This is a genomic window from Candidatus Saccharibacteria bacterium, assembly GCA_012965045.1.
Lineage (GTDB): Bacteria > Patescibacteriota > Saccharimonadia > Saccharimonadales > DTSZ01 > DTSZ01.
The window spans coordinates 554158-566362 of the sequence record DTSZ01000001.1; the positions used below are offsets into that span (position 1 = coordinate 554158).

Below are 12205 nucleotides of genomic sequence, written 5' to 3' on the forward strand. Positions count from 1 at the left end.
TACTACTCACCTCTCTTTAGCCAGCTATGTTTCACTGTACCGGAAAAAAAATCCGAATCACCATACGGTTTTAAAATAATATGCAGGTCAGCTTTATTACCGATCGCAGTTCTTAATTTCCTATATTCAGCATTTAGTTCTACTAACCGATCAGTAACTGCACGCTTAATTAAAACCGATGTTGATTCGTTAGGGGTAGAATTCGGGGCTAGCTCTACGACCACCTCTAAGTATTGATCTTGTTGAGGTGTGGTTTTTGTTATCATGCTAAATTTTCCGGTGGTTTGCCGTGCAATTGTATTGTCGAGCAAACCAGCTTTTATATTTTCTGGGTAAATATTGACTGCATAGATAGTAGCTGTAAAGTCTTTTCGGCCATTAATTGTTACATAAGGAAGATCTGACCAATCTTGAATATGACGCGGACTAATTTCGTTGAGTCGTGGCCCTAGCTCGGTCGCTAGCTCTTCGAAGTCAGTAAAAACCTTTCCTTTATCATGAATATTGTATCGAATAAGCGGAATTCCAGAATTAGTCGTAAACACTAATTCTTCGTTCACCTCCTCTATAAAACGCTTCTGGGGGTAAAAATTTACTAATGTCGGTTGAATATCAGTGCCGAATACTTGTCTGCTTGTCTGTAAGTCACTTGCAACTGCTTGTCGAATGTTTACCGACAACGGTGTTTCGTGCCCGATAATCGCCGCATCTGCGGTGCCATATATATTCACACTAAACTTTTGGATATTAGTTGCTCCAACCAGCTCTGCCATATGCGATCTCCAGTCTTCACTAAAGGATTCACCTGCAAATAAAAATTTTATTACATGATCGGTCCACTGTATGTGTTCTTGACCTTCCAAAACAATATCTCGAACAAACGGTGGATAACCAGCAATAATTATCTGGTCAAAGTTGTGCGCTAATTTACTAATTGCGCGGATTGCATCTTTTTTGTCGATCCCAGGAGTGATAACCATAAGGTCATTGGAGTTTTTTTCTGCTATTTTCATTGCTGAAAATAAAGTAAAAGATCCAGCAATCCACGTTCCCATTGAAAAACAAATTACAACCAGAGTACTTTTTTGATGAATATCTAGTATTTTTGTAAAGATCTGCTCATGAATCTCGGCTCCCTCTGCATGATGCTCCGCTCCACGTGGCCAAAAAAACGGCTCCCCTGAAGAACCCGAACTAACAGATATTATTTGGTTAGTGAAAAGCTCACCGTTCCAGCACAAATCTTTTAAAGGATATTGGCGTAAATAATTATCTTTATCAACTGGTGGGACGTTTTTGAAATCTTTAAATGTCTTAATTTTTTGCGGGACTATACTCTCCCTTGAAAGAAAATCTTTGTATGCGGGTATATTGTGGGCCGCTTTGTGGAATAACTCGACGGCCTTGGCGGAAGCGATTGTATAACGTGTATTTGTTTTCATGCCAGTGTTAAACTTATGTTTAAAGTATAGTAAAAACTAGCACAATACAATTAAAGCTATATAATCAAAGCTATAATTATGACTAAAATCGCTATAATCGAAGATGATATCGCAATAGTGCAGATGTATTTAATGAAGTTCGAGTCCGAAGGGTTCGAAGTCTATACGGCTGGCGATGGCGAACAAGGTTTAACGCTTATAAAAGACAAAAAACCAGATATTGTTTTGCTGGACCTTATGATGCCAGTTATGCGCGGTGACGAAATGCTGAGCCAGCTCCGAGCAGAAGACTGGGGCAAGGATGTTCCGGTGATCGTCCTTACGAATATGGGCGAAAGTGAAGCACCTGATTCAATCAAGAAAAACGGCGTATCTGGGTTTATTGTTAAGGCCCATATGACCCCTAAAGAGGTAGCAAATCTCGTTAAAGAAAAACTAAATATTACCTAGTATGGCAGACGATAAAGTTCAAAAACTTGAAAACTCTTCACCTGGCGGACTGAAAGGCTTGATCGGTTTGATACTGCTTGGGATTTTTGTCTTTATAATTTATTTTGCTTTTGTAAGTTCAAACGAACTACCGGCGGAAGAGTCACTAACACGTAGCCAGGCAGAAATCGCAGCAATCGCCGAGTTCAAAGAACTAACTACTGAAGAAACCACTGCCACTATAGAAACAAGCGAAGAACAGACCTGGCCAGATGGTTGTCTTGGACTGCCAGATGTTGACCAGATATGTACCCAGGCGCTGGTTGAGGGATACAGGATAACAGTAGTAAGCGATGAACATACAGCAGTATTTAGAACTAATTTAACTGGCTCAAACATAGCGCTGGAGTCCTTCGACGAAGCAAACTAATGGAACTTGCGTTTCTGCGAAAAAGCCAAGAAGCCGAGTCAATTTGGAGTTTCTATTTTACAAAACCGCCGGCGCTGCAATTTGAAGCTGGTGATTACGTAGACGTAGAGATCGAAACCAGCTCAGTCCTTGGCGACCGTCGGTGGCTAACCATATCGTCTAGTCCAACCGCCGACCATATTCGGTTTAGTCTTAAAGTTCCGGTTTCTACAAGCGAATTTAAGCGTGCATTAATGAACCTCAAAAAAGACGACACCATTCAGGTATCGCCGCCAATTGGTACCTTCCATCTACCTAGACGTAAAGACGCACCGATTGTTTGGGTAGCCGGCGGCATTGGTATAACCCCATTTTTATCACAATCCCAATGGTTAATTGACACTAATCAAAATCGAACTATTGAATGCCTTTATGTAGCAAAACCGAACGAACATGTTTTTGTCGATCAGTTAGTTAAAGTTAGTGAATTGACAACTACCACAGAACGACCAGCGCAGTTAGACCACCTTTATACTAATCTAGTAAACAAACAAATATTTTTAAGCGGACCCCAGCCATTTTGCATGCATTACTATGATCAGCTCCAAAAAATGGGGCTATCTCGGCAGCAATTACACCTTGATTATTTTCCAGGTTACCAAACTATCTAACTTGGTATACTAAGCGAATGAACATTGCAGTATTACGCGGCGGCCACCATAGCGAGCACGACGTTTCTATCAAATCTGGACAGACAATCATAGATGCTTTAGTAAGCAACAACACTGTCATCGATGTAGTTATTTCAAAAGATCTCAAAAGCTGGAATATTGATAATCAAAAACTCAGCGCCACTGAAGCCCTGCAACTGTTAACAAAGCAATGCGACATAGTCGTGCCAGTGCTTCATGGGCCATTCGGAGAAGACGGCACCATTCAAGGGGCGCTGGAGGCTGCTGGTTTGCCATATATCGGCTCTGGTGTACGGGCGAGCGCAATCGCCATGGACAAATTCACCACTAACCATATGTTTTCTAGCTTAAACGAATTTAATATCCCAGATTTCTGCGCCATCAATGCCGCCGATCCATTAGGATCGTATCAAAATAGTATGGAGTCGATTGGGTTTCCATTAGTACTTAAGCCAGCACGCGGTGGCTCTTCGTTTGAGACCCAGTTTGTAAATACTGCTGCCGAGGCTGCGGAATTTTTGAAAGACGCCAAAAGTGATTTTTTTATTGCGCAAAAAGCAATTAGTGGCATGGAATTAACCTGTGGAGTTGTAGAAATTAGCGGCAAAGTAACAGCCCTCGAGGTCATTGAAATTGTTCCGCCACATGGGTCGTTTTTTGACTACGATGCAAAATATACGCCAGGGGCAAGCCAAGAAATAATCCCCGCTCGTATAGAAAAAAACACTGCAAACAGTGTTAAGCAACTGTCAGTAGCTGCTCACAAATATCTTGGCTGCAGCGGCATCACCAGGAGTGATTTTATTGTCGATGACCAGGACGTCGTGTGGTACTTAGAAACAAACACAGCTCCAGGTATGACGGCAACTAGCTTGGTGCCCCAAGAACTTGCATATGCAAACATTGAGCTAGCTGACACAGTACAACAACTATGCGCTGAAAGGTTGGCACAATGAAAAATAAATTTAATACATTGATTACCTACGTGCTTCGCACTCTTGCTCGTTCGCTGCTAAAAAAGCACTCCCCTAAAGTAATTGCCATAACCGGCAGTGTCGGAAAAACCAGTACTAAGCGTGCAGTCGCTGCGGTAGTCGAGCAAACCTACAGAACGCAGTACCACAGCGGGAACTACAACACGTCCATTGGTTTACCTTTAGCAATTTATGAGATCGAACTGCCTAAAAATATTTTTAACCCGTTGGCCTGGGTATCGGTGCTAGCGCGTATGGTTATTAAACGATTCACTTGGCGCTACCCGTATGAGTTATTAGTCTTAGAATATGGTATCGACACAGTTGGCGAAATGGACTTTTACTTAGGCATAGCAAAACCAGACATTGGCGTAGTAACGGCTATTCAGGGTGCCCACTTAGGGGCGGGCCTCGGTGATATAGACACAGTCTATGTAGAAAAAACAAAACTCGCCAAAGCCGCCAAGGTTGCCATTGCAAACGGCGATGATAAACGACTGCAAACAACCCTACTCAAAGAACTACCGCAACTAGTTTTATATGGGCAAAACTCCGCCGCTACATACCCTGCTCACTTCTCTCAAGACTCGTCTGGCTATCTAGTAATAACGTTTGAGTCGGCAATAACAGTAAAAACTCAGTTTGTTGGTATGCATAGCGGTAGCGCGTTTGCAGCCGCTTGGTCTGTTGGTCGAGAGCTGGGCATTGATGAAACAATTATGGCGACGGCTCTAGAAAATCTACAACCTTACAGTGGTCGCATGAACCTGTTGACTGGCAAAAAATCGAGCATTATTCTGGACGACTCGTACAACAACGTCAGTGTGACTGCCGCAAAAACAGCAATAGATTCCCTGGTCGCCTTCCCGGCAACTAAGAGCGGTCGAAAAATTGTAGTTTTTGGCATGATGAATGAAATGGGTCAGGCTTCGGCCGCAAATCACAAAGAACTCGCCCGCTATCTTGTTAGCCAATTAAAAAATAAGTCGCTTGATCAAGTGCTACTGTTAGGTGATCATCCAAAGAAATATATGCTGCCAATACTTGCCCAGTACGACTCCTCAACCAAAGCATTCTTGTCACCGTACGAGCTCGGTAATTTCTTGAGTCATACATTAAAAAAAGGCGATGTGGTATTGATTAAGGGCAGTCAAAATGGAGTGTTTTCAGAAGAAGTAACCGCCCTGCTCCTTAAAAACGAATCGGACCGATCAAAGCTAGTGCGTCAAACTGCCCAATGGCAAAAAATAAAACACCAACAGTTTTCTTAATGGCGCTCTAATGCCTCGTATTTACTTATAAGGATTTCGCCAAGCTCGCCTAGAACTTTCTGCCATTGAGCCATATCAAGCTCTCTCACAGATTCATCAACGGCATTGTTGTATGCTTCGTTTACTTCTTCGATTGTTTTTGCATTGCGCAAGTCTGATGCATAACGCGCATACGGCGACCAGTATAATTCGTCATTCATAGATTAATGACAATATGGTAAATGAAAATATTAGTCAATAAATTCTGCAGTTTTTAAAACATTCTCGAATAACGAGCACACGGTTAACGGCCCGAGCCCGCCCTTAGCAGGTGTAATTGTTAAGTCATCTCGCAGCAAGGCTGTTTGTTCAATGTCGCCCACTAGTTTGCCTTTTTCGCCAGCTACACCGGCGTCAACCACAACCGTACCAGACTGTATCCAAGCATTTTTTATTAATTCAGGTTGCCCAGTAGCTGAAATTATTACTTCAGCAGCCTCTACTTCGGCCTGTAAATTTTTGGTGCTCTCATCCACTCGCACGACGTGTAAGCCAGATGATTCTAGCGCATCTGCGACTGGTCGGCCAACTAATCGCCCCTGACCGACAACAACAATTGATTTCCCAGCTAGATTGACGTTGTAGCCAGCCAAAAGCCATAGAATTGCATTCGCGGTTGCTGACTCGTAGCTACTTGCAGGATTTAAGCCGTCAACATCTTTTTTAGGCTCAACGGCACTCAGCAAAACATCTGTTTGCGTAGAGTCCGCTAGCGGTAACTGAATAATTATCGCATCTGTTGCTAAGTCACTATTGAGTTGTTTTATGACTTTTTCCGCTTGGTTTTGCTCTATGTCATATATCTCAACCTCTACGCCAATATCACTGCCGTAGCGTTTTTTTAAATTTACGTATGTTTCAATAGTTGGGTCATCGCTGGTTTTAACAATTGCCAATCGAGGGGATCGTTTATGTTCAGCAAAAAACCGACGCGTCTGCTTAGCGTGGCGTTCTTTAATAAAACCCGCTAGTTCAGACCCGTTTAGTTGTTTTCCTTTTTTACTGATTTCAAATCCTTTACTGCAGTTATCTACATTGTTTCGTATCTACGATAGCACAATATTTCTGACCGTATCGCCGCTAGGTACGGCGTCGAGGACCTCTTACATTATTTTCGACTGAAACTAAGGCATTACGCACTCGTGCTTGATCGCTAATAAATTTCTTACCTTCTTCTAGAAGTATTTCAGTAAGGTCAGGGTCGTCTTCATCAAGATATAGTAATGACGAAACCAATATCTCAGCAGCATGCTTGAATGGGTCGCTCAGACTATAAAGAAAATTAACCCTATCTGTCATGCGTGGATGCCTGTCTCGCACATGGGGAATTCGCATTACATCACCTTGGTCGCAGATGCGGTTTAGCGCCAGTACAATAAGACGACGTTGCTCATGCGCTTGCTTGCCGGAAAATCTAGCATCTTTAATATGGGCTTTTGCTAGCTGCTCGATGTCCTCTAATGTAAATTCATTCTGTTCAAATGGCAGGGTATTGATAGCTTCTCTGACGGCAGTGCTAATGGCTCCACTCGAAGGGTGGACTTCCAATGACGAGCCTGTACGTAGGTATTTTCTTGGTGGCATTGGTTTTTTTGTTAGCACTCCTTTACGAACAAGAAAGTCAAAGTCTTGAGCGGACGCAGAGTCCTTGCTGGACTCATCTGGTTCAACAGCTTCAACTTTAGCAATACCTTCTTTATAGCGGTCTGTAAGCAGTTCTGCATACAGTCCTATCCGGCGCATGGCCACTCCGCTAGTACTTGTACCTAAAAAATCTTTATTAGATATTCCAGAGATTTCTGCTGTCCGCAGCATTAACGCTGCGACAGCACTCGCCTTTGCAAGATCTGCCGAGGGTTGTTTTTGAACTGATTGAAGACCTTCTTCACTACCGCTAACTGCGGCTAGGCCCAGTTCTGCTGCGCGTCGATAAAACGAAAGAACTGTCTCTGGTTTTGGTATATATCCATCATAGCCTTCCCCCACCACTGCTTTGTATCTTTCAATGGTTTCAGAAGCAATGTAACTTGCTCCAGAATCGTCAGCCAACATTAACCAGAAAATAGGTTTGTGTTCACCGCCTGTAAATAACTCAACTCTCTCTCTAGTGCCGGTATTTTCAGGCATAGGTAACTCGGGAATATTCTTCACTAAACTAGAACCTATATTTGTCATATTATATATTATATTGTAAAAGTGAGTTATTTGCATAACTTCTTACACAATTTCATACATTCTGCTAGTATATTTTCACGCACCCGTAGCTCAGCTGGATAGAGCGCCTGTCTTCGGAACAGGAGGTCATAGGTTCGAATCCTATCGGGTGTACCATATTGCAAGTCGTCAATCGAGACGACTTTTTTTAATGGTTATACCTAGATCACACTTAACCCGTCATGGGAGTAAACTAAATAAACTGCAGTTTCAATTTTTTACTACGTTTTTACCCCGCTTATAATTCACGCTAACTGTAGTATGATTACTACTACCGTGAAGCGATATCTTAATAAACTGGTTAAACTATTAACCGACACCTACCGTGACCCTCGATTTATTATTACGAGTTTATTTGCGCTCGTTGGGTTTTTAATAACTACTGCACAGGTTGTAGAAGCTGATGAACTCGATAATTTTGAGAAGTATATATTTGAACTGATCAACCAACTGGGCGATGGGTTATATTCATTTTTTTATATAATTACTCAGTTTGGCTCATTATTATCACTAGTGGTCTGGGCGGCTGCTATAGCTTTTTATTTTAGAAAACGAGCAGCGCTAGCCGCTGTTGTATCAGGTTTTTTAGGTTGGCTAATCGCAAAGCCTTTAAAAGCGTATATCGGGCGAGCCAGACCAGGCGAAATTCTTGACAGCTTGAATATCTTTACAGATGAAAAATTTAGTGGATTGGGATACCCTTCGGGTCACGCCACCTTATCTGCCGCTGTTGCAACAGCAGTTTTTTTGTACCTTAAGCCAAAAAATCGCAAGTACTTGCTTATATTTGTAGCGCTAATCGGCATAAGCCGAGTTTATCTCGGTGGCCACTTCCCTCGTGACATTATAGGTGGCTGGTTCCTTGGTGTTCTCGCAGGCTGTATTGGTTCATTTTTAATCGGCAGCTCTAGAGACGCTGCCTCTAACAAGTACATCAAAAATGTATTAAATAAGAATGGTATAAAGGCTGCAGCAATTAAAGAGTTCAGCGGGGATGCTCGTGGGTCAAGACCTATTTTTATTACACTTGAAGATAAAACTAAACTGTTTGGCAAAATAGTAACTAGCCAAGAGCAGGCTGCCGACTGGTTGTTTAAAACGTTTCGTTTTTTTAAATACAAGAACTTCAAAGACGAGGACCCCTACCTTAACCCAAAACGACACACCGAACATGAAGCGTTCGTAGCAGAATGGGCTCGTAAATTTGGCGTCAACACACCTCAAGTTATTAAGATCGTTCATGTCAAAGATAGCCAGTGGTTATTAGTACAAGACATGGTAGACGCTGAGCCACTCGACAAGCAAAAAAAAGTAAGTCAAAAAACTTTAGAGCAAACCTGGCGACAAATTTTAAAACTTCATGATGCAGATATTGCTCACCGTGATTTACGAGCAAGCAACGTACTTGTCGATAAAGACAAGCAGCCATGGATTATAGACTTTGGTTTTGCAGAAGTGGCTGGTGATGAGATGAGGAAAAGAGTTGATATTGCCGAATTCTTAACAACCACCAGTATGCTATTTGGTGTTAAAAAATCTCTTGCTGCTGCTCTGGCAGTTTTAGAGAAACAAAAACTGCAAGAAGCTGCTCCGTATGTTCAGCCGGCAGCTCTCAGTGGAGCCACTACTAGTGCTATTAAAAACGACAAGCAAACTTTCGAGCAACTACAAACTGCCTTAAAAGACATGCATGATAATCAGGAAGTTTTTGAACATCAAGCCCTATTACGAATAACAAAGAAACAAATTATAAACCTGGCCTTGGTCGCAGTGTTATTCTTCATAATTATTCCTCAATTTAATGTATTTAAAGACTCGTTCGCATCGCTATCTGATATAAATTTTATTTACATACCAGCGGTCATAGTAGCTTCCATGACAACATATATCTTTGCAGCAGGCACCATAACTACCATTCCCTCTGTACCTGTTAGCTACCGCAAGGCAGTTATGGCGCAGTTGGCCGGTTCGTATGCAAGTAAGTTAGCGCCTCGTGGGCTTGGTTCGAGTGCGGTTAATTTACAATTTTTGCGCAAACAAGGCATGTCGCTGTCGCGTGCTACGTCTGTTATGCTAACCGACAAATTTCTTGGCTTCTTGCTGTTTGTTATTCCGTTTGGTTCGGTTGTAGTAATTAGCGGTCAATCATCACTTTCACAGCTACTACCGGATATGAAAACGTACTACGTTTATATAGCGCTGGGGATAATTTTGGCCGGCATTACTGTATTGGTCGCAAAACGAACCTGGCAAGAAAAAATTATTCAATCGCTAAAAAAGAGCTACTTTGAAATAAAGCAACTTGCCTATAGACCGCGATCGTTGCTGCTTGCTGCTTTATTTTCTCTCGGGGTAACGGTAAGCTACCTCCTCACTTTATATTTGTGTTTCACAGCATTACAAGTCGACATATCGATACTACAAATAATCGTCACGTATGCTGCCGCTACCTTCGCGAGTTCGGTCACACCGACGCCAGGTGGCTTAGGTGGTTTCGAAGCTGGATTAATTGCAGCAATGGTAAGTTTTGGCGTGGAACAGTCTGCGGCTTACTCGGTGGCTATCCTCTATCGTTTAGCTACCTTTTGGCTACCTATTCCTTTAGCTCTAGCCGCTTTTAAGTTTGCTAGGTCTAAAGACATTATTTGACCTTTTTATAGGTTCTCTTGAGATGTTTCATAATTTTAATCTCAATAAAACTAAAAAATTTGTCAATCCCCGTTACTGGTCCAAATTTTTCAACTGCTAAAGTTGTCATGCCTGCCTTGTTAGCTCCGTAAATGTCTTGAATGAATCTGTCGCCTACCATAATGAGTTCCGACGGAGTGTACCCTGTTTCAGCTTCAGATCGCCGGTAATAGGCGGGGAGAGGTTTTCCTTTAAGTCCTTCGGGCTGCATGGCGCCCTGAGCGCCGAGAGCCTTAACTATTACTGACACGTCTTTCGACTTCGGCCTGTTCGTGGCAACGAAAAAAGGCAATGGTTGGTTTTTCAAGGCTTCAAACACCCAGTCTTCAACAGTTTCGGTTCCGTAATGAACGACAGTGTGGTCAAGGTCTACTAGAAAGGCTTTGATGCCGGTTGACTGTAAATACGTAAAATCTACCTTCGAAATATTCTCTGCAATGTAATCTGGGAGTAGATTATTGGATCTCTTGCTGCTGGGTTTTTTGTACATGTTGTGGGTGGTGACCTTTCGTAACGCATATCTCTTGACTGTATAAATAATATCAGCTGTATAGAGCGCCTGTCTTGAGCAACTGTTAAGGCCATAGGGGCGAAATGACTAAAAATCACTTCGCAAGCCTGCCTGGCGGTAGGCAGGGAAATTTTCTTCTAAAAGCTGGTTTTCAATAATGAAATTTAGGGTGAGACGAGCCAGTGGCTCGTTGCAAGGAGACTTTCTTCATCAAATTTTGTTTGATAGAAGGAAATCGCGGGCTCGCAGGATGTGAGTGCAGAATGTGACCGAATCCTATCGGGTGTACCACAAAGTTATCATGAGTGAGACGACTTTTTTAATTTGCGATATGATTTGATCAGAAACACAAACCACAACGCAATATATACTGACATTTATCCCAAGTAAAAATATATAATCTTGACTTTTAATCCAAAAAACTAGTGCTATTATATAAACATGATAAGAGCCCTAGTCGGTGTTTTCACCGTAATAATTGGTGTAGTAGCGTTATGTGTCTACTTATACCAACCAGCTGGGGTGCCCGCTCAGATTGGAATCCTGCAAATCGACGACCAGTATGGATGGGAGAAAATAACCGGCCAAGGCAACCATAGCGAAGTTGGTAAACTGATTCACAGCAAAGCAGTTCTTGACTATGACTACGGCGAATCCGTTCGGACTGATCCTTCTGGTGATTTTGCATTAATTAGCGAAATACCGGTCGAAGGCGAAAACGGCTATACGGCACGTGTGTATGAATTTGACGACAATATTGAATTAGTTGTAAACGTTGACAGTGTAGATACTCGACTGGATGTACTGCCCCGGACCCTCTACGCTTTTGGTCATTGCGAAGACGCACAGTGCAAACAAGCAATTATTACGCTGGCAACCAACTTAAAAGAGATCTAAAAAGTAAAACGCCAGCTTGTTGTTTCGTTCCAAAAGGAACGGGTAAGCTGGCGTAGGCCCAAGAATTTCCCGGGGCTTAAATTTGAACGATTGAACTACATCACTTCCTTTCGATCGTATATCGACTCTAGCAAGGCTCGCCGTTGGGGCGAGTGCAGGGTGCCGGAGCAGCGCCGCAACCTCCGAGGGCACAATCGCCCGTCGAACAGCCGCGTGGGTTTGAATGTGGCCCGTACAGTCCGTATACTTCCTGCGCCGTATCAGTACGCGTTGCTGCACCAACCGTCAGGATCCACATCGAATCAGGGTTAGAACTTCCAGCTTGAATGTGGTAGTAAATGTCGAGCGTTGCCTCTGGCGATATCTCGTTACCGAGTATATCGATGCGGCGAGCTCCACTTGCGATCAAGTCGCGCTCCATGTCTTCCGACACGTCAAAGGTGCCTGAAGCTGGACCGTCCTCGTAGGTCAGCATCCAGACCTGGCAACCGGTAGCCTGGTAGTTGGTCAAGCTCGCATAGTCTGGCCCGGAGTTGTCCTGGCCTCCATGGAGGTTCACGACAACGTGCGACGGCACGTAGGACTCGATGCTCGGATCAGATCCGAAGCCAACGAGCTTGCCGTCGTCATCGTCCCTGC

13 protein-coding genes and 1 tRNA gene are annotated in these 12205 nt (G+C 43.1%); 8 read left to right on the plus strand and 6 right to left on the minus strand.

All coding sequences use genetic code 11. The annotated features are described in order from the left end of the window. Positions 1–2: 2 nt before the first annotated feature. On the minus strand, positions 3–1442 hold the full coding sequence (locus tag EYO12_02805; protein ID HIA92024.1) for a phenylacetate--CoA ligase family protein: 1440 nt from the start codon (positions 1440–1442) through the stop codon (positions 3–5). Positions 1443–1520: 78 nt separating this feature from the next. On the opposite strand from EYO12_02805, the gene EYO12_02810 reads away from it, so the two are divergent. From EYO12_02810 to EYO12_02830, 5 genes are read left to right on the plus strand one after another with little or no spacing between them, the layout of a single operon-like run. Next, on the plus strand, positions 1521–1892 hold the full coding sequence (locus EYO12_02810) for a response regulator (GenBank protein ID HIA92025.1): 372 nt from the start codon (positions 1521–1523) through the stop codon (positions 1890–1892). Position 1893: 1 nt separating this feature from the next. After that, positions 1894–2301: a hypothetical protein gene (locus tag EYO12_02815; GenBank protein ID HIA92026.1), complete on the plus strand. Its 408-nt coding sequence runs from the start codon at positions 1894–1896 to the stop codon at positions 2299–2301. Continuing rightward, entirely contained in the window at positions 2301–2951 is a 651-nt protein-coding gene (locus tag EYO12_02820; protein HIA92027.1) for a hypothetical protein, read from the plus strand. Before EYO12_02815 ends, EYO12_02820 begins: the two co-directional genes overlap by 1 nt. A gap of 17 nt (positions 2952–2968) precedes the next feature. After that, positions 2969–3928 (plus strand): D-alanine--D-alanine ligase, encoded by a 960-nt coding sequence (locus EYO12_02825; GenBank protein HIA92028.1) that lies wholly within the window; start codon positions 2969–2971, stop codon positions 3926–3928. Next, complete coding sequence (locus EYO12_02830) at positions 3925–5217, plus strand: hypothetical protein (GenBank protein HIA92029.1); 1293 nt, start codon at positions 3925–3927, stop codon at positions 5215–5217. Before EYO12_02825 ends, EYO12_02830 begins: the two co-directional genes overlap by 4 nt. Here the strand turns inward: EYO12_02830 and EYO12_02835 are convergent. The 3 genes from EYO12_02835 to EYO12_02845 form a co-directional block, all read right to left on the minus strand. After that, the gene (locus tag EYO12_02835; protein HIA92030.1) at positions 5214–5417 is read right to left on the minus strand and encodes a hypothetical protein; all 204 of its coding nucleotides are present in this window, start codon (positions 5415–5417) and stop codon (positions 5214–5216) included. The two genes, EYO12_02830 and EYO12_02835, sit on opposite strands and share 4 nt — an antisense overlap. Before the next feature lie 30 nt (positions 5418–5447). Continuing rightward, positions 5448–6152: a bifunctional 5,10-methylenetetrahydrofolate dehydrogenase/5,10-methenyltetrahydrofolate cyclohydrolase gene (locus EYO12_02840; GenBank protein HIA92031.1), complete on the minus strand. Its 705-nt coding sequence runs from the start codon at positions 6150–6152 to the stop codon at positions 5448–5450. Positions 6153–6336: 184 nt separating this feature from the next. After that, positions 6337–7431 (minus strand): hypothetical protein, encoded by a 1095-nt coding sequence (locus EYO12_02845; GenBank protein ID HIA92032.1) that lies wholly within the window; start codon positions 7429–7431, stop codon positions 6337–6339. A gap of 79 nt (positions 7432–7510) precedes the next feature. Here EYO12_02845 and EYO12_02850 point away from each other — a divergent pair. Together EYO12_02850 and EYO12_02855 are read left to right on the plus strand one after the other, a co-directional pair. Beyond that, a tRNA-Arg gene (locus EYO12_02850) sits at positions 7511–7587 on the plus strand. 144 nt (positions 7588–7731) lie between these two features. Further along, positions 7732–10119, plus strand: coding sequence for a flippase-like domain-containing protein (locus EYO12_02855; protein ID HIA92033.1), 2388 nt, complete (start codon positions 7732–7734; stop codon positions 10117–10119). Here the strand turns inward: EYO12_02855 and EYO12_02860 are convergent. After that, positions 10112–10699, minus strand: a complete 588-nt coding sequence (locus EYO12_02860) for a hypothetical protein (GenBank protein ID HIA92034.1) — start codon at positions 10697–10699, stop codon at positions 10112–10114. The genes EYO12_02855 and EYO12_02860 overlap by 8 nt on opposite strands. A 411-nt stretch (positions 10700–11110) precedes the next feature. Here EYO12_02860 and EYO12_02865 point away from each other — a divergent pair, with 411 nt between their 5' ends. After that, the gene (locus tag EYO12_02865; GenBank protein HIA92035.1) at positions 11111–11566 is read left to right on the plus strand and encodes a hypothetical protein; all 456 of its coding nucleotides are present in this window, start codon (positions 11111–11113) and stop codon (positions 11564–11566) included. A 127-nt stretch (positions 11567–11693) separates the two neighbouring features. Here the strand turns inward: EYO12_02865 and EYO12_02870 are convergent, their stop codons facing one another. Further along, a complete protein-coding gene (locus tag EYO12_02870) occupies positions 11694–12041 on the minus strand; it encodes a hypothetical protein (protein ID HIA92036.1) in 348 nt (115 codons plus the stop codon). Positions 12042–12205 lie beyond the last annotated feature (164 nt).